The following is a 22,398-nucleotide window of genomic DNA, read 5'->3' as shown; positions in this document are numbered from 1 at the left end:
CGCGAGCCCATCGGTCACGCACAGGATGCCGCCATGACGCCGCTACCGCCACCCGAACCCCGGAATCCCGACGGCGAGACACGCCGCGTCGGGGTCGAGATCGAGTTCGCCGGGTTGCCCCCCCGCGATACCGCCGAGCTGGTACGCGAGCTGTTCGGCGGTGAACTGGTGGTCATCAGCGCCCACCGCCTGAAGGTCCGGGGGACTCGCTGGGGAGAGTTCGTCATCGAGCTCGATACCCAGTATGCCCACCCCGACAGTCAGGTGCTCGACGCCAAGCCGAAGGACGACACCGAGTGGGAGCGCCAGCGCCACCAGATGCGGGTCGACTTTCACACCCGCGCCCGCGAGCTGATCGGCGACGTGGTCACCGGCCTCGTCCCCACCGAGATCATCTGCCCGCCGGTGCCCTGGAACGAACTCGAGGAGCTCGACGCCCTGTTCGCCGGATTGCGGGAGCACGGCGCCAAGGGCACCGACGCCAGCCTGCTCTATGGCTTTGGCCTGCACCTCAACCCCGAGGTGGCAACCCTAGAGACAGCGAGCCTCCTCGACCACCTGCGCGCCTACCTGCTGACCGCCGAGTGGCTGCGCGAGCAGATCGACGTGGACATCACCCGCGAGGTGCTGCCCCACGCCAACCCCTTCCCCAAGGCCTATGCGCTGAAGGTCCTGGCGCCGAACTATGCGCCGGACCTGGATACCCTGATCGGCGATTACCTGGCGGACAACCCGACCCGCAACCGCGAGCTGGACATGACCCCGCTGTTTGCCCACCTTCGGCCGGACTATCCCCACGAGCTGTTTCACAACAAGCTGGTCAAGGCCCGCCCGACCTTCCACTACCGACTGCCGGACGCCCGCCTCTCCGAGCCCGGCTGGGGCTCGGTGACGGAGTGGAATCGCTGGCTCGAGGTCGAGACACTGGCCGCCGACAAGGACCTGCTGCATGAACGCAGCGCCGGCTATGTGGCCAAGCACACCCGCTCGCCGCTCGCCAGGCTATGGCTGCGCATGCGCGGCTGGGCGGGGGCCGCGTGAGCGACACCCGCCCCCTGATCGGCATCACCACCTCCGACGACAAGAGCCAGATCGCCTGGCTCTTCGACTGGTTCGCGGTGTGGCGACACGGCGGCCGCCCCCGTCGCCTGTCGCCCTCGCGCCCCCTGCCCGACTACCTCGACGGCCTGATCATCGGCGGCGGCGACGACATCCAGGCGCATCTCTACAACGCCGAGGTGCAGTTCGACGTGCGCCTCGACCCCCAGCGCGACGAACTCGAGCTCGAGCTGCTGGAGCGCTTCATCCCCGCGGGCGCCCCGGTACTCGGCATCTGCCGCGGCGCCCAACTGATCAACGTCTACCTGGGCGGCACCCTGGACCCGGACATCTATACCACTCACGAGGGGCTCAAGCGGCGCCGCACCGTGCTACCGCGCAAGACGGTGGACATCGTCGGCGCCAGCAAGCTGCACCGCATCCTCCGGGTCAGCTGGTGTCGCATCAACAGCCTGCACCACCAGGCGGTCCAACGGGCCGGTCGCGGCATCGAGATCGTCGCCCGCGACCGCGACGGCCTGGTGCAGGGCATCGAGTCCCGCGACCACGAGTTCCTGATCGGCGTGCAGTGGCACCCGGAGTGGCTGATCTTCAACCGCCCCCAGCAGCGGCTGATCCGCGCCCTGGTCAAGGCCTCCGGACGCCATCGCGACCGGCTCGCTGACCCGCCGGCACCTTGACACGCCGACGGCCACCCGAGGGTGGCCGTCGAGGGTCTTGCGGGTCAGGCTCAGCTCTCCAGGGTGGCCTCCAGGGTGATCTCGGCATTGAGCAGCTTGGAGACAGGGCAGCCGGCCTTGGCCTTCTCGGCGCACTCCTCGAAGGCCGCCTGATCGGCCCCCGGGATCTTCACCCGGGTCACCAGGTGAATGCTCGGGACATGAAAACCGCCCTCCGGGTCTTCGGCCAGGGTCACGGTGGCCTGGGTATCGATGCTCTCGGGCTCCATGCCGGCCTCGCCCAGGATCAGCGACAGCGCCATGGAGAAGCAGCCCGCATGGGCGGCGCCGATCAGCTCTTCCGGATTGGAGCCCGCCTCGCCCTCGAAGCGCTGGCGAAAGCCGTACGGCGTCTCCTTCAGCGCGCCGCTCTCGGTGGACATCGTGCCCTTGCCGTTCTTGATGCCGCCCTGCCAGCGGGCCGAAGCCGTCTTGGTAATGCTCATGGGTCACTCTCCCGAATGAATGGCGTTGATGAGGTGAATGGCACACCCAGTGTAGTCGCCTCTCACGCCAGCGCCTCTTAAGTCTTCGCCTCTTAAGTCTGCGCCTCTCGAGCCAGCCCCACTCAAGCCAGCGACTCGAGTGCCGCCTGGTAGTCGGGTTCGTGCTTGATCTCCCCGACCAGCTGGCTGTGGATCACGCGGTCGCGCTCGTCGAGTACCACCACCGCCCGCGCACAGAGTCCCTTCATCACGCCGCTGCAAAGGGCCACGCCCCAGGTCCGATGGAACTCGGGATGGCGGAAGGTCGAAAGGGTCTCCACGTTGTCCAGGCCCTCGGCGCCGCAGAAGCGCTTGGCGGCAAACGGCAGGTCGGCAGAGACCACCAGCACCACGGTGTTGGCCATCTGCGAAGCCAACTTGTTGAAGGTGCGGGTCGACAAGGCACAGGTCGGGGTGTCGACGCTGGGGATGATGTTGAGCACCTTGCGCTGGCCGGCGAAGTCGGCCAGCGTCACGTCGGCCATGTCGGTGTTGGTCAGGGTCAGGGCGGGAGCCGCCTGGCCCATCTCCGGGAAATCACCGGCCACGTCCACCGGGTCGCCGGCGCGGGTTACCTGTCTCATGCAGCACACTCCTGGGTCATCATGGGGAAAAACGAGCCTAACGAGACGCCGCTGGCACGGCCAACGTTGGCGTCAACGCTTGCCGTCACGCAGCGCCGCCAGGGCAGCGGCCAGCGCCTGGTGACCCAGCTCGCGCATGGTGGCGACATTGCGCTCGGGGATCGCCTCGGGGTTCGGGTAGTGCTCGAGCGCCTGCTCGAGTCCCGTCTCACGCAGCAGGTGCAGCATCGGAAAGGGCGAACGGTTGGTGAAGTTGGCCGCATCCTCCTGCTCTGCCCCCTCGAAGCAGTAATCGGGATGGAAGCTGGCCAGCTGGTAGGTGCCCTCAAAGCCCTGGTCCGCGAGCAGCGCCTCGGCGATGGCCAGGAAATCCAGGTAATCGTCGAAGTCATCGAGCCCGGGCGTCAGCACCAGCAGGGTGGTCTCGATGGCGGGGGTCTCGTCGAGCCGCTCGCACTCGGCCACCAGCAAAAGCAGGGCGCGCTCCCAGTCGCCAGCCTTCACCACCACGTAGCGGATGGTGTCGCCGGCTACCTCCCGGCCGGCGAAGGGGCAGACGTTGCGGGCGACCACGAAGGTCTCGACCCAGGCGCGCGTGGCGGCCAGGGCCTGATCCTGATGGGGCTCGGTGGATGCGGACATGGAGACTCTCGCGGCAGCGGGGAAATGGGATCTGCTATTGTGGCAGAAACGCCCTCAGAAACCCCGACAGAAACGCGTTCAGCCACCGTCAGCAATCCTGTCCAGCCGGAAGCGATCCTGATCAGGCGCCAATCAGCCGCCAAGGAGTCCCCATGCCCGCCGTCCCACTGCCCTCTGCCGCGCCATCTACCGTCACCCTGCCCGCCACCGCCCATGAGCCCGCCGTCGAGCTCCCTGCCATCGGCCAGGGCACCTGGCACATGGGCGAGAGACCCGCCCCACGCCAGGACGAGGTACACGCCCTGCAGCTAGGCCTGGACCTGGGCCTGACGCTGATCGACACCGCCGAGATGTATGCCGATGGCGGCGCTGAGGAGGTCGTGGGCGAAGCGCTGCTGGGCCGGCGCGACGAGGCCTTCCTGGTCTCCAAGGTCTACCCCTGGAACGCCGGGCGCGACTCGGCCATCGCCGCCTGCGAGGCGAGCCTTAGGCGCCTGAAGACTGATCACCTGGACCTCTACCTGCTGCACTGGCCGGGCAGCATCCCTCTGGAAGAGACATTGGAAGCCTTCGAGCGGCTGCGCGAAGCGGGCAAGGTCCGCCGTTTCGGGGTCTCCAACTTCGACGTGGACGAGATGGCCGAGCTCAACGCCCTGCCCGGCGGCGAGGCCTGCGCCGTCAACCAGGTGCTCTACCACCTGGGCTCCCGGGGCATCGAGCACGCCCTGCTCCCCTGGCAACGCGAGCACGGCTTTCCCACCATGGCCTATTGCCCGCTGGCCCAGGCGGGCCAGCTTCGCCGGGGGCTGCTCACCCACCCCGAGGTACTCGAGATCGCCTCGTCGCTCGGCATCACCCCCACCCAACTGCTGCTGGCCTGGGCGGTCCGTCCCATCAACGGATGTCGCGATGTCATCGCCATCCCCAAGGCCACCCGCCTGGAGCACGTCGAGCAGAACGCCGGGGCGCTGTCGATCCCGTTGCCGGACGAGGCGCTGACCCGCCTCGACGACGCCTTTCCGGCACCCGGCCGCAAGACACCGCTGGATATCGTCTAGCACCTGCGTGACGCGAGCCGATCGGCCAGACGGGTCGGCTCCGGCAGCTTGGTTCGCCCGAGGCAACGCACTACCCAGTCCAGCGCCGTGGCAAGCGTCACGCGATGCCCCGGCGAGACGAAGATCGGCTTTACCTTCTCCCGCGAGCGCAGCACCGCGCCGATCACCTCGTTATCCGGCCCGTCGGTGAGCGGCGTCCAATCGCCCCTGGCCGGCCCCGGCTCTTCGTTCCGCCCACAGAGCCGCGACTTGGCCACGCCAATGGTCGGCAGGTCGAGCCACAGCCCAAGATGAGACGCCACCCCGAGCCTGCGCGGATGGGCGATGCCCTGGCCGTCCACCATCACCAGCTCGGGGCGGAGGGTCAGCTTCTCGAAGGCGGCCAGCGCCGCCGGCACCTCGCGAAACGACAACAGCCCTGGGATATAGGGCATCCGCGTGGGTTCGCGATGCACCACCCGTTCCACCACCTCAAACTCGTTCGATTCCCCCGGCGGCCAGGCCAGCACCACCACCGCTGCTCGGGTGATCTCGCCTCCCTGCTCGAAGCCGATATCTACCCCGGCGATGCGGTGCAACGGGTCGAGGCGATCCGCACGCTCCACCCGCCCGGCCAGGCGCTTCTGCAGGGCGATGGCCTCCCGGGGCGCGAGATTCCAGTCGTGAAGGGGGGTATTAGGCATGAGGACTCCTGAACAGCCGCTTTCCAGTCGCGTAGACTATCGCCCCCGGGACGCAGGCTGTGAAGGGCCTGGTCAGGGGGACAAGGAGACCACATGAAGCTGATCCATACCGCCGACTGGCACCTCGGCCAGAGCTTCCACGGCCAGGAACGCCATGCCGAGCATCGCGCCTTCCTCGCCTGGCTGCTCGACAATCTCCTCGAACGCCAAGCCGATGCCCTGCTGGTGGCCGGCGACCTCTTCGACGTGGTCAACCCCTCACTGCGCGCCCAGGAGCTGCTCTATGACTTCATCGTCGCCGCCCACGAACGGCTGCCGAGCCTGGATATCGTACTGATCGCCGGCAACCACGACAGCGGCAACCGCATCGAGCTGCCCGCCCCCCTGATGCGCCGCCTGCGCACCCACGCCCTGGGGCGGGTGAACTGGCTGGACGACGGCACCCTGGACACCGAGCGCCTGCTGGTGCCGCTCACCGACGCCGAGGGCGAGACGCGCGCCTGGTGCCTGGCGCTACCCTTCCTGCGCCCCGCCGAGGTGACCGGCTCGGCGCTGGGGAGTCGTGACGACGCCGGCGACATCCCGCCCAGCGACACGCCACGCAACGGCTACGTCGCCGGTATCAGCCGGGTGCATCGCCAGCTCATCAAGGCCGCCCGCGAGCGTCGCGAGCCTGGCCAGGCCCTGGTGGCCATGAGCCACGCCCACCTGCACGGGGCATCGGTCTCCGAGGCCAGTGAGCGACCCATCGTTATCGGCGGCGAGGAGTCGATCTCCGCCGCCCTCTTCCCGCCGGAGATTGCCTACGTGGCGCTGGGCCACCTGCACCGCGCCCAACAGGTTGGCGAGTCGCGCATCCGCTACAGCGGCAGCCCCTTGCCGCTGGACTTCAGCGAGGTGGCCTATCCCCACCAGGTGGTAGAGGTAATCCTCGAGGGCGAGGCGCTGGTCGACACCACGGCGATACCCGTGCCGCGCCCGGTGGCCATGCACCGCATCGGCCCCGCTCCCCTGGACGAGGCGCTCGCCGCGCTCGAGGCCCTGCAGGACGACCCAGCGCTGCCAAGGGAGCGGTGGCCCTGGCTGGAGGTGCGCGTGGAGCTCGACGCCCCGATCCCCGACCTGCGCGCCCGGGTGGAGGCCGCCCTCAAGGACAAGGCCCTGCGCCTGCTGCGCCTGGAGCGCCGTCTGCCGAAGGGGGAGGACGGCGCGTCGCCGGCGCGAGTGGATCTCGAGACCCTTGGCCCGCGCCGGCTCTTCGAACTCACCTGGGCGTCGCGCTGGGGCGAGCCGCCGGGCGACGAGGTGCTGGCCGACTTCGACACGCTGCGCCAGGAGGTGCTTGACGCCGATGACAGTGATGCGAGCGCCCGGGATGCCCGCCCATGAAGATTCTCGCCCTGCGCCTGGAGAACCTCGCCTCCCTGCCCGGACCGCTCGAACTCGACTTCACCGCGCCGCCGCTCAGTGATGCCGGCCTCTTCGCCATCACCGGACCCACGGGGGCAGGCAAGAGCACCCTGCTCGACGCCCTGTGCCTGGCGCTCTACGGCAGCACCCCCAGGCTGCGCCAGGCGCCGGCCCGCGACAGCCAGATCGACGACACCCCGGACTCCAAGCTCACCACCAGCGATGCGCGCACCCTGCTGCGCCGCGGCACCGCCAGCGGCTACGCCGAGGTGGACTTCCTGGGCCGCGACGGGCGCCGCTACCGCGCCCGCTGGGCCGCGCGCCGCGCCCGGGAGAAGGCCACTGGCCGCCTGCAGGGGGTGGAGCAATCGCTCACCGACCTCGACGACGAACGCCTGCTCACCGCTCAGAAGCGCGAGTTCGACCGTCTGCTACCGGAGCGGCTCGGGCTCAGCTTCGACCAGTTCACCCGTGCCGTGCTGCTCGCCCAGAGCGAGTTCGCCGCCTTCCTGCAGGCCGACGACAACGCCAGGAGCGACCTGCTGGAGCGACTCACCGGCACCAGCGAGTATTCCGAGATCTCCGTGGCCGCCTATCGGCGCGCCAACGAGGCAAGAAAGGCGGTCGATGCCCTGGAAACGAAGCTCGCCGACGACCTGCCCGCCGAGTCCGAAGCCCGCGCCGAACTGGAGCGGGCCGCCGAGGCCACCCGGGAAGCCCTCGCGCACCTGCAGACCCAGGCGGAATCGCTCAAGGCGCAGCAACGCTGGCACGATGACGATGCCCGCCTGCGCGATGCCCATGCTGACGGGGTAACAAGGCAGCAGGCCGCCGAAGCCGATTGGCAGTCCTTGGCCGGGCGGCGCGCCGACCGCGACTGGCGCCGGCTGATTGGTCCCCGCCACCAGGATCTCGCCCGACAGACCCGCCTGCCCAGGTTGATCGAAGCGGCCGAATGCACCCGCGACACCACCCGGAAGGGCCGGGTCGAGGCACAGCAGCAGACCAATAACGCCACCGCTGCCCACCGCAAGGCCAGTGAGGCTCTGGAAGCGGCCAGCGCCGCGCGCCGCCGGGCGGAGCCCGCCCTCAACCAGGCCCGCGAGCTTCATCATGCCCTGGCCCAGCGCAAGCGCGAGCTGGGCGAGCTCGAGGCCGAGCAACAGCGCGCCCGTGAACAGGCGAGAAAGCAAGGCGAAGAACACCGCCAGCAGCACGCGGCACAGCGGCAGCGGCTCGAGCAGCAGCGCCAATGGCAGGCCACCCTGGCCGAGCTGGTGGGTGAGCACTCCCACCACCACGCCGCCCGCCAGGCCATCCAGCAGGCCCACGACCTGGCCGCCGCCCGCCAGCTGTCGCTGGGTGAGTTGCAGGCCGCCTGGCGCGACTTCCACCAGGCCGAGCAGGCCCACCGGCAGCACGAGACGCGCCTCGCCCGGGTCAATGAGCGCCTGGCGAGCCTGACCCGCGAGGGACAGGCCGCCCGCCGGCACCTGGAGGAGCGCCAGGCCCACCTCGAGAGCCTCTCGGCCTTTATCGAGCGCGCCCGCGCCGCCAGGAGCGAGAGCGTGGCAATGCTGCGCGACGGCCTTACGGAAGGCGAACCTTGCCCAGTCTGCGGAGGCCTGGACCACCCCTGGCGCCAGCACCCGCCCGCCAGCCCCGAGGTGGCCCAGCTCGTCGCCCAGCGGGAAGCGGAAGAGCGCGAACTCACCGCCGCCCGCGAGGCCTATGAACAGGCGCTGAACGATCACCAGGCGCTACAGGCGCAGTACACGCTTGCCCGGGACACCCGACAGCAACTGAACGAAGAACAGCCGACCGTCCAGGGGCGGCGGGAATCCGCTCGCCAGGCGCTCGAGGCCCAGCCACTGCACCCAGCGCTGACCGAGGTGGCGGTGGACGAGCGAGACACCTGGCTGAACCAGCAGCGCCAGCGCCGCCTCGATGAACGCAGCGCCCACCAAACCAGCCTGGAGATGCTCCAGCGCGCCGAAGCCGAACTCGCCCCGCTGGAGGCATCGCTGCGCCAGGGGGAGCTGGTACTCACCCGCCTGATCACCGAGAAAGCCAGCGCCGAGGCGCGGCTGGCTGAGCTGGACGAGCGCCGCCCCGACCTGCAGCGCCAGCACGATGATACTGCCAACGCCCTGTGTGCCCTGCTCGGCGACCACCCCACGCCGGAGGCCTGGCAGCAGTGGCTAGACCGCACCGAGACGCAAGCCCGCCAGGCCCAGGATGCCGCCCTCACCCGCCGACACGACGCCGAACGCGAGCAGCAGCGCCTGGCCCAGCAACTGGCGCATCTGGAGGAACAGCTCACCGCCCTGCAGCAGGAGCACGACGAGCTAGCCCGCTCCCTCGCCGAATGGCGTGGGTATCATCCCGAACTGAGTGATGCCACCCTCCACCGCCTGCTGGCCCAGAGCGACGACGAGGCCATCGAGGAGGAGAAGCGGCTCGAGGAGGCCGACCAGACCCGTCAGCGCGCCGCCGCCACCCTCGCCGAGCGACGCGACGCCCTGCTGCGCCACCGCCGCGGCCAGGAACTGATCGACGACGACGAGGATGAGGCACTGCTGGAAAAGGCCGTGGCCGATGCCCTGCAGCGCCGCCAGGCCGCCCTGGCCGAGGCCTACGCCGAGCTGACCCCGCGGCTGGATGAAGCCCAGAAAGCCCGCGACACCGCCGCCTTCGCCCTGAGCGACGACGAGCGACGACGCCGGCGCCAGCAGGCCGGCCAGAGCAAACTGGAGGCGGCACGCGTCGAGCATCGCCGGTGGGGCGGAATCAGCGAGCTGATCGGCTCCGCCGACGGCAAGGTGTTCCGGCGCATCGCCCAGGCCTACAACCTGGAGCAGCTGCTGGAGCACGCCAACGCCCACCTATCCGGTCTCAGCCGGCGCTACCGCCTGGCGCGGGGTGGATCACCACTGGGCCTGCTGGTGGTGGATCATGACATGGGCGATGAGCGCCGCTCGGTGCATTCCCTCTCCGGCGGCGAGACCTTCCTGGTCTCCCTGGCCCTGGCCCTGGGGCTGGCATCGATGGCCTCGGGGGAGCTCACCATCGAATCGCTATTTATCGACGAGGGCTTCGGCAGCCTCGACCCACAGTCCCTGGCACTCGCCATGGAGGCCCTGGATGGCCTGCAGGCCCTGGGCCGCCGCGTGGGCGTGATCTCCCATGTGCAGGAGATGCACGAACGCATCCCGGTGCAGATCCAGGTAGAACCGCTGGGCAATGGCACGAGCCGGATTAGGTTGGCTTATCCACCCTGATGTTCAGCCCCAGTACCCTGGAACATCGCATGCAAGTCGACGGTTGAACGCTCGCCGATGGCAGCGAAATTCTCGTCCAGCCAACGCGTGGCAGTGTCGCGGCCCATATCGCGGAGTTTGGTCAGGAACGCCCACTCCACGTTCATCTTCGACGAGGCACCCAGGGGTTTCAGCTCCGCCTGGTTCTCGATGATGTGCACACGCACCTGTCGATATTCGTCCTCCGATAACTTGCCCTCACGGATCAACCGGTCAACGAAATCGATGCCTCGTAGCTCCTTGAGCAGGCTGCCGTTGAAGCTGATCTCGTTCATCCGGTTCTGGATCTCCTGAGGCGTGCTTGGCGCCCCCTTACGCTCGATCGGGTTGACCTGGATCACCACGATGTCGTCGGTGCCGGTCTTGCCGTGGAACGGAAACAGCGACGGATTGCCCATGTAGCCGCCATCCCAGTAGGGTACGCCGTCGATCTCCACCGCCTGGTAGAGTTGAGGCAAGCAAGCCGAGGCCATCACCATGTCCGCGGTCAACGTCTCCCGCGGGAAAACCTTGACCGTGCCGCTTTCCACATTGGTAGCGGAGATGAAGAGTTTGAAAGCGTTGCATTTGCGCACCATGTCAAAATCGATGCTCGCCTCCACCAGATCACGCAGCGGATTGATATCCATGGGGTTGAGCTGATAGGGCGAGGCCACGCGCGACATCGCATCAATGGCGTGATACATGGGGTTGTTCTCCAGCCCCCAATTATCCATCAGCACGTCGATCGGCATGCGTTTCAGCGGACTGTTCTTTGCACCATCGCTCATGGCGCGCCAGAAATCGGCGAGTGCGGCGCGAGCGCCCTCTGGGCCGTCGCGGGTGAAACCATCCGCCAGCGCCACGGCGTTCATTGCCCCGGCCGATGCGCCCGAGACACCGGCGATCTGCAATCGGCCATCTTCCAGGATCCGATCCAGCACCCCCCAGGTGAAAGCGCCATGGGAGCCTCCGCCCTGCAAGGCGAGGTTAACGAGTTTCGGTTTCTGTGCCATGGGATAGGTCCTTTCCAATTGTGGAGGCGCTGACCACGAGATACTCAGGCCAGATAGTCGTGCACGACACGCCCGTAGGGCAGCGACAGGTCGGCGATGATGTGCTGGCCCTCGACGATCCGTCGCACCGGCAGGTCGGCCACCGGCGCGTTGACGTGCGGCACCAGATGTAACCGCGCCCGCCCGCGCCAGAAACCCTTGACAGTGATGTCCGTCATCTCGAACGCTACGAGTTCGGCGATCCGAGGCCCGCCGGTGACGCAGGGGATCAGCTTCAGGTTCACGGCAGTCTTGCCAAGTTTGCCCGCGCATTCATCGGGGTCGTCACTGGCGGTGTCGTGCTTGTAGACCATCGTGCCCATGGCCACCCGCTGGCCGGCATAGGAGAGAGTGCCGGTCAGCGTATCCTTCTCGACCCGCAGGGAAGGCTCACCCCAGCGCTTGGGGAACCCCCAGATCTCGCGCCCGGCGGTGATCGGCGGCTCGATGTTCAGAAACATCATCGCGGTGTAGTTGACCGCCTTGCCGTCCAGCGTGCAGGGGATGACGATGCCTGATTCCTCATAAGCGCCGAAACCAGAGCTGTCGGGCATCGCAATCCACTCATAGACCACCGTGCCAGAACCATCGGGTTCCAGCGGCTCGGGCACCATGTTGCGGATCGCCTCGGGGTCGGTCGCATAGATGATGTTGAAATATTGCCGGTCGATGAAGCGGTAGGGGCCGTGGGGATAGCTTGGATTTCCCGGCGGCATGCCGGAGAGTGACAGGATGTCTTCCTTGTTCATGACTCAGTCCATCCGCCAGCCATGGCTGACCACAATGCTCTGGCCGGTCAGCGCATTGCTTGGAAAGGTGGCGAGGAACAATGCGGTATGCGCCACATCCTCGACCGTGGTGAATTCCTTGTCCACGGTCTCGCCCAACATCACCTTGTTGACGACGTCCTCCTCCGAGATACCGAGATCTTTGGCCTGTTCGGGAATCTGCTTCTCCACCAGCGGCGTCTTGACGAAGCCGGGACAGATCACGTTGGTGCGCACACCCTTGTCGCCACCTTCCTTGGCAATCGTCCGTGCCAGGCCCATAAGGGCATGCTTGGCCGAGACGTAGGGCGCCTTGAGGGCGGACGCCTCCTGAGAATGGACCGAGCCCATGTAGAGGATCGTGCCCGACCCCTGTGCGTACATCTGTGGCAGCACGGCCTTGGACGTCAGGAAGGCACCGTCGAGATGGATCGACACAACCTTGCGCCACTCGTCGAAGGTAAATTCCTCGACCCGTTTGACCATCTGAATGCCAGCGTTGGACAACAGAACGTCCACGCGTCCATATGTCTCGATCACCTTGTCGATACCCTGTTGGACGGCGTCCGGGTCGGTCACATCCATGTCGACACCCATATGCCCTTCGCCGAGTGATTTTGCAGCCTTGTTCGCCGCGTCAATATCGATGTCGGCGATCGTCACCTTGCCGCCTGCAGCGGCGAAGTATTTTGCGATTTCGAGGCCGAGGCCACTGGCGCCACCAGTAATGACGCAAACCTTGCTGTCAAGTTTCATGGTCGTTTCACCTTTACGTCTTCTGAAGTAATGAACCGACCATCTGCAAGTGCAAAGGGCCGATAATATCAGCTCGCCAAACCACACTCGCATGACGTGCATGGGTACTATTGATTACCTATACCAACATGTTTGGAATGAGCAGCCTGGCGCCTTATGACAACTTGGTCTGAATGTAGACTCCATGCCGGGTGGTCAAGAGATCAGGGCCCACTTGAGTGGGCCCATCCCATGGATGTCCACACTGCGCATGGCAGGCCGGATGCCGGCTTAGCCATCCCAAGCGGGGCCTATCGTTATTTATCCAATACCACGTGGTGGGTAGTCCTTTTCCTGAATAATGCCAATTCCCTTCTTGATCGTCTCCAGATCGGGACGACAGAAAGGGGCGCTGGAGATTTCAGCGAAATGCAGCCTGCCATCTGGTCGGAGGAAAAATAAACCGGGCTCGGCAAAAGATTGATCGGTTTCCGCCTCATCCAATGGGGTAGAAATATACAGCCCCAAATCCCACGCCTGATCGGTACTAAGGCCATAGGCTACCTTGAAATTCAGACCCAATTCAGAGGCGAATTTTTCAGCCTTCTCCTCAGGGTCGGTGGATACCGCGATGACCTCAACGTTCATTTTTTCAAAGTCTGGATTCATGCCATTGACTTGGCTTAGATATTTTTTACAGATGGGACAATGCAAACCGCGGTAAATGACCAGCATTCGCCACTTCCCCGGGGGCGGCCGACCAGGCACCAATGCCTCGCCACCGACGGTTTGCAAGAAAAAATCCGGAAATAACGTATCTATTTTTATCTGTATTGACATGACTCAAACCCTGTTTGCGCTGCACCAGCCTGCCAATATGGCCCGATCACCACACATTGGCAGGAACCTGCGCAATCAGTTTGAGAGACGGGGATAGCCGGATCTGTGCGCTACCGCACAGAACGCAAAGCGGAATTGGATAGTTTTAAAGCGGCCGCACCGGGAACTGGACGGTGCAATTCTCGCACCTTGTCAGGCAGAGGCTGTTGCCAACTTCCTCTCATCCGACCGGCGGAATGTACCGATGTCGAAGCTGCAACGTAGTACTTGCCTGCCAGCCGAGTGGAACAATTAGGTACACCTTAAATTTTTACCACCCGACACCGCATCAAAGCTCGATGCCAACGTGATGCAGAACCGTCACCATCAGCCAGTAGCAGATGGCGGTGATCCCGATCGAACCCGCGAGCCCAAGGTAGAAGTTGACTCCCTTCGCCAACAGCAGAGGCAGCGCAATGAACAACGCCAGGGAGGGCAAAACCAGCCAGAACACGCTACCGGAAAGCTCGCTGACCTTCCCACTATCGCCCGTATCGATGTAGAGCCAGAGCATGGCCAGGACGGACGTCAGCGGAATCGACGCAAGCACAGCGCCGACAAAGGAGCTGCGCTTGGAGATCTCCGCTATCAGCACCACCAGGACAGCGGTTATCGCCACTTTCGTGATGTAATAAACCAAGTGATTCCACCTCCGGGAGCAGGGATGTGCCCGATAGACTTTCGTTACGGCTGACACACTCCCTACAATCCAAAGGTCTCCTTTACCTTCTCTTCGAACGTCTTGTCATCCATGCGCTTACGCATTGGCACGAACTGCTCTGCCTCCTTGCCAACCTCAATGGCAATATCACTATCATCATCTTCAATGACATGTTTCACGGCTTGAGCTATAGGAAGCGGATCAGGCCCTTCATTGATTGCCTTGGCAACAATCGGCACAAAATGAGACACCAATCCCCTATAGGGAGAGCTGTCGGCGGTTGTTTTGCTATTGGCGACAAGCCCTTTTTTCACGAAGTTTGTCCCGAACAATCCGGCAAGAATTGAATGCACTCTTATACCAAAAGGAGCAACCTCGAACCTCAAGGAATCGGTAATACCTTCGACAGCATATTTGCTGGCATTATAGTGGGACAGCAGGGGGAGTCCCATCTTGCCCAGGAAGGAAGAAATATTGATAATAACGCCACTTCTCGCTTCCCGCATATGTGGCAGGACCTCCCTGGTCATCTTTATCAGACCAAACACATTCACATCAAATTGCTTGAATATTTCCTCATCAGTCCCTTCTTCCAACGTCGCCAGAAGGCCGAATCCCGCATTATTCACCAGGGCATCGATCTTCCCTTCCTTGTCCATGACATGCTGGACTGCTGCCTGAATAGATGTCGTATCCTGTACATCAAGCGTCACTGCATTAAGTTGGACACCGAGCTTTTCAGCCTCCTCCATCAGTTCCTGACTGCTGTTTCTCACGCCCGCGTAAACGCTGTAGCCATGCTGGGCAAGCAGCAGCGCTGTTGCCTTGCCCATGCCCGATGTTGCACCTGTGATCAAGACGGTCTTATTCATGACAAGATCCTCTTCCGGCTAATGGATTCTTTCTTTATATTCATGAGCTCCGAGCCGTGTTCGTCGGCCACAAGTGTAGCCGTCCCTAACTGTTGAGCGTGCACATTTCACGACGGTGGCGGCAGTCGCGTCAGGGCGCGGATCTCATCGCGCAAGGCGATCACCTCATTCCGGAGCAGGTCCAACTGTCTGGCCCCCGCCAATTCGGCATCGATACTATCGGCGTCACGGCCGACGAAGAAGGTGGCAAGCGCCGCTGTCACGTAGCCGAAGATACCGAAGGCGTAGAGCGCCAGTAAGACGCACAGCACACGCCCCTCCCCCGTCTGAGGCCAGTACTGCGAGCCCATCGTCGTCATGATCATCGCGGTCCACCACAGCGACTCGCCGTAGCTGTCCGGGCCGCCGGGCACCTCGCTCTCGAACGCGTACATCCCCGCCGCACCGGCGAAGGTGACCAGAAGGGTGAGGGCGATCACGTACCCGAAGCCCCGTCGGCTCAGGCTCGCACCCAGCGCCTTCATCCCGCGATTCAACGAACTGACGACGCGAAACAGCCGCAACCCACGCCCCGTCCTGGCCAGGCGGAGTAGCCGAAATGTCCGGAAGACGCGGAAGATTCGCAGCGCGGGGATCAGCAGCGAAATAGCGGTCAGCCAGTTACCCTTGAGATAACCAACCCTATCCGGGACCAGCAACAACTTCACAGAAAAATCGACAATGAAGACGACCCAGATAGTCGTTCCGAGATAATAGAACAACCGGCTCTCGCCCCAGATCAACTCCACGACCAACAGCGCCAACCACACGAACGCGAGAACGAGCATTGGCGTTTCCAGCCAGCCCTCCAGACGCTGGAGCAGCTGGTATCGCTCTCGTTCGAGCTCCTCCTCGTCCGCGGTTTTTTCGTCAGAATTTTCGCTCATCGAGCGCCCCTCCCCAACCTACCGAAATGCTAAGCATGGCGGCCGGCACGTTTTCATACAGTATCGGTTGGTAACTGCCATGATGCGTCCCTGCCGCTGTCGATAAACCAGAGATGGGCGCTCGGCCCAGACCAACGGCGACGGCATGCCCGAGGCAGGCAGTGAAGCCGACCACTCACTCGTCTTTCGGATAGGGCCTAAGGCCAAGAAGGGTCTCGGATTTCTCGGTAAGCGGTTGATCCATAAGATGCTTGTCGGTGTACTGGGCGAGTTGATCCCGAAGCAGCGCATACACGGCTTCGCGGCCCTGGCTGGTGTCGATTTCAACGCACTTTCCCTTGCTCTTGAACAGCTCAACCGTTGGCAGCGTTTCGGCCTTGAAGGTATCAAACCTGAGTTTCATGGCCTCGACGTTGTCATCGGCCCGACCCGAGTACCTGGCACGGCCCATGATGCGCTGCTCGAGAACCTCAAAGGGACATTCGAAGTACAGCATGGTGGGCAGCTCTGCCTCCCTGCCGAAGACCTCGTACCATGCCTCCAGGTTGGACAGCGAACGGGGAAAGCCATCGATCAGGAAGTTTCTCTTGCCGGTGGTCCGAGTGGTCCGTTCCATGGCGTCCTTGAGCAGACGAACCACGATCTCGTTGGGCACCAGCTTGCCGGCGGCGATGTATTCCTTGATGACCTCGGTCGTGGGACCTCCAGCCTTCTGCTCTGCACGCAGCAGATCACCCGTGGAGAGATGCGTCCAGCCCAGCTGAAGTTCCGCGAGTTCACACATGGTGCCCTTGCCAGCCCCGGGGCCACCGAGCACATAGACGACATTGGGTTCCGGGCAAGGTTCTCGCGGGTCACAGTGGTGGATCACCACCCTGGGACCCGGGGCAACCCCCATCTTGTAGACGTTCCACTCGCGATCCGTGGGCGGCAATTCATCATCGCAGGTCAATTCGTAGGCGAGATGTCCGTCCAGGCGGCAGATACGCCAGGAGGCGTAGCTATTGGAGTAGGAAATGGCGGGGCTTCTGGCCGCCTTGCCATCGGCACGATCCCAGGCCATCTTGCCGTTCCAGTAGCCGGGGCTGGAGACCACGCCCGATTCGGATTTGGCGGGAGGCGCCTCGGAAGGCACGTAGAGGCCATCGACCTCCGGCAGGCCGGATCCGGATACTTCGATATACAGGGTGTTGGGCATGAATTCTGCGGTTTCGGTCATGGGCATTCTCATGGTCGATTGACGTGTGAATGGAGGGGAAACCCCCAGAAATGAAAGGCATTTACCATACTACGGGCTGCCCGCGATATCTCTCACGCCGGCCGTCAGTAGGCCAACGGCGCCAGCGCCATGACCTCCCCACGCAGCGCCAGCTTCTCCTTCTCGAGCGCGGAGCGCCAGGCCTCGCACTCTTCCTGACGCCTGGGTGCGTTGCGTGAGCCGGCGGCAAAGGTACCGATCCATACCTGGCGGGTGCACCGATCCTGGAAGTCACCCAGCAGGGTCTGACGGTGTTTCAATCCGGTCAGAAAGGCGCGGTGGCGCTTCGGCTCCAACTCGGCCAGGTAGCGGATGCGCTTCACGCTCTTGCGCAGGTCGTGAAAGGCCTCATCGGCGGCTTCGGAAGAGAGCTCGGCCAGGTCACGGTCGTGCCTGGCGATTCGCTCGGCCAACACCTTCTCAATGCGCTTCGACGAGAGCTTGCGCAGGGACTGCCGAAACCCCCTGGAGCTGAGAAAGGCCTGCCAGGCCAGCATCTCCTTGGTGTAATCGGCATCGCCGAGCTGCTGGCACAGCGCCTCGTGCTGTTCGTGATGGCGTGCCTGCAGCCAGTGCTTCAGGGCCCGGCGGCTCCGCGTCGAGAGCGGTGGCGGGGTCTTGTTCAGACTCTCCAGGAAGACGTCCAGGTCGCGCAGGTCGCTGGTGGCCTGGGCTCGACGCTTGAGCCGCTTCAGCCGTTTCTTGAAGCCGGGCATCTTTTTCCGTTCGAGCGCCCGTTTACCTGCGGACTTCTTTTTACCGACAGGCTTCTGGGCGGTGGCCAGCGCGGATTCGCCGATCGCCCGGCTGCGGCGCAGGTTGACGCGGTACTGGTGCAGGAACTCGGGATCGGCGCCGGCGATCACCCCGGGCTCCAGGGCCCTGACCAGGAGGTACTGGTGGCCAAGCAGGCCAAGGATCCGCTGGTTCAGACCGGCCTTGATCAGGTCAGGGGGCTCGGGCTCCTGGCGCTGGAAGAGTGCATGGCTGGCCTCCTCCGGGGCCAGGCTGGCCGCCAGCATGGCCCCATGCTCCCCCACTGCCGACCAGGACGTGGTCACCGGCAGAGTGAGGTGCAGCGCGCCGCCGGTGGGCAGCGACGCAGGCGCCTCGGCGCAGAGCCAGTGGGCCAACTCCAGCAGCGCCGGGTTGTGACCGATCACCAGTACCCTTTTGGTCTCGTCCGGCAGCGCCTTCAACCAGGCGAACAGCACCTGGCCATCAAAGGTGAAGAGGGCCTCGTCGACGAATGCCCGTTCGGTCAGGGAGAGCTCGGGCAGCTGCCCAGCGATCTCGTCAAGGGTCTCCCGGGTGCGCGTGGCGCCGCTGACGTGAAGCTCACCGTCCAGGGCCTGCCACCGCTGCAGGGGAAGTGCCATGGCAGCCGCCTCGCGCCGGCCCCGCTTGCGCAGTGGCCGCTGATGGTCGGCCATGTCGCCGCTGCCCTGTTTCGCCTTGGCGTGGCGCATCAAGAAGAGGTGCCGCATGGGGTCGCTCCGAGCCGCAAGGTGTGGTGCCAAGCTTAGGCCAATTCGACCCGCCTCTCCTCAGTGGCATCGGCCTCGTGGTATAGCTCAGCCATGCAACACTGGACGTCAACTGCACTAAAGGGCCCCAAATGCATATCGGCATCCTCACCCTGCACATCTCGCTGCCCGGCTGTCAGTCGCTGAAGGAGAAGCGCCAGCGCATGGGCGGCCTGCACGAGCGCTTCGGGCGCAACCCGGCGGTAGCGGTCTGCGAGAGCGGCGAACTCGATCGCCTGGAGGCCAGCGAGTGGACCTTCGTGTCGGTCGCCACCAGCATCCCCAAGGTGGAGGCCCTGCTCGCCGAGATCGAGGACAAGATCCAGCGCGCCGTGGATGGGCGGGTGATGGAGGCGACTCGGGAGCTGCTGTAGCGCAGCGCCATGAAGGCGTCCTGACACAGGCCCTGCGGAGATCGACAAGCCCTGCGGGAGATAGAGAGGAGACAAAATGTCGGATGCAAGAGCGAACCCACCGCGCAGCCTGCTGATCACCGGCTGCTCGAGCGGCATCGGCCATGCCGCGGCCCATGCCATGGCGGCGCGAGGCTGGCGGGTCTTCGCCACGGCACGCGCCGAGGCGGACGTGGCCAGGCACCGCGAGGAGGGCCTGGAGGCCTTGCCGACACCTACCGCAAGGTGGAGGCCCGCCTGGCCAGCCAGGAGGGCAAGGCGCCCTTCACGCTCGGCCCAATGGCCTTATGGCGCAGACGCCTCCACCCAAAAAGGGGATATCCTTTTTCTCACTCGTCTATGCTGCGGAAAGCACGGTAACTCGAGGAGAGCGTCATGAGGAGAGTTGCGTTACACGGCGTGCGTTACCTGGGACTGGCACTGTTGTTGGTGATGGCCAATCAGGCGCTGGCAGCCGAGGTCAACTGGCCGCGAATGACCGACTCGGCGGACGGCGTGCCGATTGCCTACGAGGTGCAGGGGAGTGGCGAACCCACGCTCGTCTTCATCCATGGCTGGAGCAGCGATGGGCGGTACTGGCGCGGGCAGCTCCCGTACTTTTCGCAGAATCATCGAGTGATCACGCTCGACCTTGCGGGGCACGGCCACTCCGGGCTGGGCCGTGACGCCTATACCATGCCGGCCTTCGGGGAGGACGTGAAGGCGGTGATGGAGGATCTGGAAGTGGAGCGCGCGATCCTCATCGGACACTCCATGGGCGGACCGGTCAGCGTGGAAGCGACACGCCTGATGCCGGAACGCGTCATCGGCATCGTGGGTGTCGATACCTTTCACCACCTGGCCTCGGAGATCAGCCAGGAGCAGCACAACAAGATGCTGGAACCGCTCCAGAAGGACTTTGCGCCAGCCGCAAGTCAGTTCGTGGCGTCGATGTTCATCGAGAGCACTGACTCGGAGCTACGCGACTGGGTCATGCACGACATCGCGGCCGCTCCGCCGGAGGTGGCCATCAGCGCCATGGATGACATGCTGTTGCGGCATGCCGACGGGGAAGCGGAGCGGCATTTCGAGGAGCTGACGATCCAGGTGGTGGCGATCAACGCCGATCTGTGGCCCACCGACATCGAGGCCAACCGGCAACTGCAGCCCGAGTTCAGGGCCGTGATCATCGAAGAGTCAGACCACTTCCTGCACATGGCCAAGCCTGAGGCCTTCAACCATGAGCTGGAACGGATAATCGGCACGCCACCATGACGGTCAATGCCGACAGATATCATATCGAGCCGGCAGCGAACCCTGAACTGGTCTAATTGGAGCGGGCACCCCGATAAGCCTCATAATGGAGGCAATGGAGGCAATGGAGGTACTCATGACCAAGCAGAAGCGCAGCCTGGCGACATTTGACCGCGAGTACACCCAGGCGTGCAAATCGCAGAAGCTACGGGTGCCGGCTCGCAACACCGTGCCCGTCGGATCGGCGACCTCGACCCGGTAATAACCGTCCGCTGCCGGGAAGGCCGGGAGGCGTCCCTGGACCTGCAACCTGCCGGTGGCTACCTGCCGCCTTGAACGCTCCAATCGCCGGCTGCGCGCTGGGCTGACGTGGGAGCGAGTGGGGGCGCGCTGGCTGTCGTGACTCATGTCACGGCGATCCTGATTGAATTCCCGCCCATTATCCGCCGCACGCTAACCCGCACTGGCGTCGTTATCGACCACATCCACCACTACGACAACGCGCTCCAGCCTTGGATCGCACAGCGCTACCGCTGTCTGAGTGCTATCGAACAGACGGAGGCAACCTAGCGATCTATTTTGCATGATGCTGTACACAGCGGATTTTCTCTGCGGGCAGCATCATGCATTATACGTAACTGGCAAGGAGGTCCTATGCCAACTTCTTCAGGTAGCGACAATCAGCTGACGCACTTGGAAAAATTCGGAACCGATCCCGGGTCGTTGCATGCGGATATCTATATCCCGGAGAACTTCCCGAAGAACGGGCCGCTCGTCGTCGTGCTGCACGGCAGCACTCAGTCGGCGGAAAGCTATAATCGTGGATCCGGCTGGTCTGAACTCGCCGACGAATGCGGGATAGCGCTCCTGTATCCGGAGCAAAGAAAAACCAATAACCCCCTTAGCAGCTTTAACTGGTTCAAGTCTGGCGACACCGACCGTGGCGGCGGTGAACCACTCTCTATTCGCCATATGATCGAGCAGGTCGTGGATGATTACACCATCGACCCGTCGCGCGTCTTCATCACGGGGATGTCATCGGGGGGTGCCATGACATCCGTGATGCTGGCGACCTATCCGGAGGTATTCGCAGGCGGCGCGATCATCGCCGGACTCCCCTACGGCAGCGCGGACAACTTGATGGAGGCGATGGTTCGCATGAAGGGATATGGCGGCCCGTCAGATAATAAGCTCGACGCGCTTGTGCGCGATGCCTCCACTTTCGCCGGCCCTTGGCCAACGATCTCGGTCTGGCATGGCGGCAGCGATTCGACCGTCGACAATTCCAACGCTGATTCCATCGTTCGGCAGTGGCAGCAGATCCACGAGGTGGAAGGACCACCGACACGGGAGGAGGAGGTCGATGGTTTTACCCGACAGGTCTGGTGCAACTCGGACGAGCGGGAGGTGATCGATGAATACATCATCGAGGGAATGGGCCACGGCACGCCGATCATGGCCGAGGGGGACGAGGGCCTCGGGGAAGAAGACAAGTATATGCTAGAAGTCGGCATTTCTTCGACCCGCCATATAGCGCATTTCTGGGGCCTTACGCAGTAGGGGAACTGTGGTCGGACGTGTCCCGCCAGCACCCAGGATCAAAACCATTACAGCTTAGAAACGGTTGCTTCCTTTCCCCTTAGCGCACAACCCTCCAGGCCGCCCGCGAGGGTTGTTTTTTGGTGCGCCCGGCATGGCGCGCAGCGCCTGACTGGCGCTGTTCCCGGGTGTGGTGCCCCGGATGAGTCCCCTGCACGCCCGGCAAGGGAAAGTGCTAGCCCGGATATTGCACCGGGCCTGTCAGAAACACCCAGATTCTAGGCTCGGTGGGAATGATGGCGCTCTGGGTTTGAGGTTGGCTACTTTTTGATCAATTTCTTGGCTTCAGGGCGCACTTCCCCCAACCCCCATGTCTTTTCTGTGCCGGGGACAGCACGCCGCGACGCTATCCGGGCACCAGCTTGCTGGCCAGCGTCAGGAAGAGGTCCTGCTCCGGGTACTGGCTGCTCAGCATCAACCGGATGGTCCGCGTGTTGCGGGTGATGACGGCGCCGATTTTCAGCAGCTTCAGGCGGATGGTGTTGACCTGGGCTTGGGCGAAGGCGGTTCGCTTGAGGTAAACACGGCGCAGCCG

At 64.1% G+C, this 22,398-nt stretch carries 24 protein-coding genes; 10 read left to right on the top strand and 14 right to left on the bottom strand.

Annotated features, from left to right (window positions below; genetic code table 11):
- The first annotated feature begins 33 nt into the window (after positions 1 to 33).
- Complete coding sequence (locus ACR80S_RS15325) at positions 34 to 1,041, top strand: amidoligase family protein (RefSeq protein WP_435403734.1); 1,008 nt, start codon at positions 34 to 36, stop codon at positions 1,039 to 1,041.
- A complete protein-coding gene (locus ACR80S_RS15320; protein ID WP_435401649.1) occupies positions 1,038 to 1,739 on the top strand; it encodes a gamma-glutamyl-gamma-aminobutyrate hydrolase family protein in 702 nt (233 codons plus the stop codon). The genes ACR80S_RS15325 and ACR80S_RS15320 overlap by 4 nt, the downstream gene beginning before the upstream one ends.
- A 50-nt stretch (positions 1,740 to 1,789) precedes the next feature.
- On the opposite strand, the gene ACR80S_RS15315 is transcribed toward ACR80S_RS15320, so the two are convergent.
- The 3 genes from ACR80S_RS15315 to ACR80S_RS15305 form a co-directional block, all read right to left on the bottom strand.
- Complete coding sequence (locus tag ACR80S_RS15315) at positions 1,790 to 2,224, bottom strand: OsmC family protein (RefSeq protein WP_435401650.1); 435 nt, start codon at positions 2,222 to 2,224, stop codon at positions 1,790 to 1,792.
- Positions 2,225 to 2,346: 122 nt separating this feature from the next.
- Positions 2,347 to 2,847: a thiol peroxidase gene (gene tpx / locus ACR80S_RS15310; protein WP_435403733.1), complete on the bottom strand. Its 501-nt coding sequence runs from the start codon at positions 2,845 to 2,847 to the stop codon at positions 2,347 to 2,349.
- Positions 2,848 to 2,919: 72 nt separating this feature from the next.
- Positions 2,920 to 3,489, bottom strand: coding sequence for a DUF1415 domain-containing protein (locus ACR80S_RS15305; protein ID WP_435401652.1), 570 nt, complete (start codon positions 3,487 to 3,489; stop codon positions 2,920 to 2,922).
- Between the two features lie 152 nt (positions 3,490 to 3,641).
- Here ACR80S_RS15305 and ACR80S_RS15300 point away from each other — a divergent pair, with 152 nt between their 5' ends.
- Positions 3,642 to 4,547 (top strand): aldo/keto reductase, encoded by a 906-nt coding sequence (locus tag ACR80S_RS15300; RefSeq protein WP_435401653.1) that lies wholly within the window; start codon positions 3,642 to 3,644, stop codon positions 4,545 to 4,547.
- On the opposite strand, the gene nfi is transcribed toward ACR80S_RS15300, so the two are convergent.
- Positions 4,544 to 5,230 carry a deoxyribonuclease V gene (gene nfi / locus ACR80S_RS15295; protein WP_435401654.1) on the bottom strand — a complete coding sequence of 229 codons (687 nt, stop codon included), beginning with the start codon at positions 5,228 to 5,230 and terminating at the stop codon, positions 4,544 to 4,546. The two genes, ACR80S_RS15300 and nfi, sit on opposite strands and share 4 nt — an antisense overlap.
- A gap of 93 nt (positions 5,231 to 5,323) precedes the next feature.
- Between nfi and ACR80S_RS15290 the strand changes: the two genes are divergently transcribed.
- Together ACR80S_RS15290 and ACR80S_RS15285 are read left to right on the top strand one after the other, a co-directional pair.
- Entirely contained in the window at positions 5,324 to 6,619 is a 1,296-nt protein-coding gene (locus ACR80S_RS15290; RefSeq protein ID WP_435403732.1) for an exonuclease SbcCD subunit D C-terminal domain-containing protein, read from the top strand.
- Positions 6,616 to 9,921 (top strand): AAA family ATPase, encoded by a 3,306-nt coding sequence (locus ACR80S_RS15285; protein ID WP_435403731.1) that lies wholly within the window; start codon positions 6,616 to 6,618, stop codon positions 9,919 to 9,921. Before ACR80S_RS15290 ends, ACR80S_RS15285 begins: the two co-directional genes overlap by 4 nt.
- On the opposite strand, the gene ACR80S_RS15280 is transcribed toward ACR80S_RS15285, so the two are convergent.
- From ACR80S_RS15280 to ACR80S_RS15240, 9 genes are all read right to left on the bottom strand, one after another.
- Positions 9,909 to 10,955, bottom strand: coding sequence for a patatin-like phospholipase family protein (locus tag ACR80S_RS15280; protein WP_435401657.1), 1,047 nt, complete (start codon positions 10,953 to 10,955; stop codon positions 9,909 to 9,911). The genes ACR80S_RS15285 and ACR80S_RS15280 overlap by 13 nt on opposite strands.
- 44 nt (positions 10,956 to 10,999) lie before the next feature.
- The gene (locus ACR80S_RS15275; RefSeq protein WP_435401658.1) at positions 11,000 to 11,743 is read right to left on the bottom strand and encodes an acetoacetate decarboxylase; all 744 of its coding nucleotides are present in this window, start codon (positions 11,741 to 11,743) and stop codon (positions 11,000 to 11,002) included.
- Positions 11,744 to 11,746: 3 nt separating this feature from the next.
- The gene (locus ACR80S_RS15270; protein ID WP_435403730.1) at positions 11,747 to 12,517 is read right to left on the bottom strand and encodes a 3-hydroxybutyrate dehydrogenase; all 771 of its coding nucleotides are present in this window, start codon (positions 12,515 to 12,517) and stop codon (positions 11,747 to 11,749) included.
- Between the two features lie 300 nt (positions 12,518 to 12,817).
- The gene (locus ACR80S_RS15265) at positions 12,818 to 13,336 is read right to left on the bottom strand and encodes a peroxiredoxin-like family protein (protein ID WP_435403729.1); all 519 of its coding nucleotides are present in this window, start codon (positions 13,334 to 13,336) and stop codon (positions 12,818 to 12,820) included.
- A gap of 328 nt (positions 13,337 to 13,664) precedes the next feature.
- Entirely contained in the window at positions 13,665 to 14,015 is a 351-nt protein-coding gene (locus ACR80S_RS15260) for a DUF3147 family protein (protein ID WP_435403728.1), read from the bottom strand.
- A gap of 62 nt (positions 14,016 to 14,077) precedes the next feature.
- Positions 14,078 to 14,908, bottom strand: coding sequence for an SDR family oxidoreductase (locus tag ACR80S_RS15255; protein WP_435403727.1), 831 nt, complete (start codon positions 14,906 to 14,908; stop codon positions 14,078 to 14,080).
- A gap of 107 nt (positions 14,909 to 15,015) precedes the next feature.
- A complete protein-coding gene (locus tag ACR80S_RS15250; RefSeq protein ID WP_435403726.1) occupies positions 15,016 to 15,834 on the bottom strand; it encodes an ion transporter in 819 nt (272 codons plus the stop codon).
- Between the two features lie 175 nt (positions 15,835 to 16,009).
- Positions 16,010 to 17,053, bottom strand: coding sequence for a nucleoside monophosphate kinase (locus tag ACR80S_RS15245; RefSeq protein WP_435403725.1), 1,044 nt, complete (start codon positions 17,051 to 17,053; stop codon positions 16,010 to 16,012).
- A 104-nt stretch (positions 17,054 to 17,157) separates the two neighbouring features.
- Positions 17,158 to 18,579: a CHAD domain-containing protein gene (locus tag ACR80S_RS15240; protein WP_435403724.1), complete on the bottom strand. Its 1,422-nt coding sequence runs from the start codon at positions 18,577 to 18,579 to the stop codon at positions 17,158 to 17,160.
- Positions 18,580 to 18,710: 131 nt separating this feature from the next.
- Here ACR80S_RS15240 and ACR80S_RS15235 point away from each other — a divergent pair, with 131 nt between their 5' ends.
- From ACR80S_RS15235 to ACR80S_RS15215, 5 genes are all read left to right on the top strand, one after another.
- Positions 18,711 to 18,992 (top strand): DUF503 domain-containing protein, encoded by a 282-nt coding sequence (locus tag ACR80S_RS15235; RefSeq protein WP_435401666.1) that lies wholly within the window; start codon positions 18,711 to 18,713, stop codon positions 18,990 to 18,992.
- A gap of 76 nt (positions 18,993 to 19,068) precedes the next feature.
- On the top strand, positions 19,069 to 19,410 hold the full coding sequence (locus ACR80S_RS15230; RefSeq protein ID WP_435403723.1) for an SDR family NAD(P)-dependent oxidoreductase: 342 nt from the start codon (positions 19,069 to 19,071) through the stop codon (positions 19,408 to 19,410).
- 20 nt (positions 19,411 to 19,430) lie between these two features.
- Positions 19,431 to 20,285, top strand: a complete 855-nt coding sequence (locus tag ACR80S_RS15225; protein ID WP_435403722.1) for an alpha/beta fold hydrolase — start codon at positions 19,431 to 19,433, stop codon at positions 20,283 to 20,285.
- 115 nt (positions 20,286 to 20,400) lie between these two features.
- Positions 20,401 to 20,526, top strand: coding sequence for a hypothetical protein (locus ACR80S_RS15220; protein ID WP_435401668.1), 126 nt, complete (start codon positions 20,401 to 20,403; stop codon positions 20,524 to 20,526).
- Positions 20,527 to 20,918: 392 nt separating this feature from the next.
- Positions 20,919 to 21,824, top strand: a complete 906-nt coding sequence (locus ACR80S_RS15215; RefSeq protein ID WP_435403721.1) for an extracellular catalytic domain type 1 short-chain-length polyhydroxyalkanoate depolymerase — start codon at positions 20,919 to 20,921, stop codon at positions 21,822 to 21,824.
- A gap of 385 nt (positions 21,825 to 22,209) precedes the next feature.
- Here ACR80S_RS15215 and ACR80S_RS15210 read toward each other — a convergent pair.
- Positions 22,210 to 22,398, bottom strand: a 189-nt coding sequence (locus ACR80S_RS15210; RefSeq protein WP_435403720.1) for a transposase, incomplete at its 5' end; no start/stop codon positions are given.

Source organism: Halomonas salsilacus (genome assembly GCF_051216275.1).
Taxonomy (GTDB): Bacteria; Pseudomonadota; Gammaproteobacteria; order Pseudomonadales; family Halomonadaceae; genus Halomonas.
The sequence above is the reverse complement of the archived record's forward strand: the minus strand, read 5'-3'. Positions and strand labels throughout refer to the sequence as shown.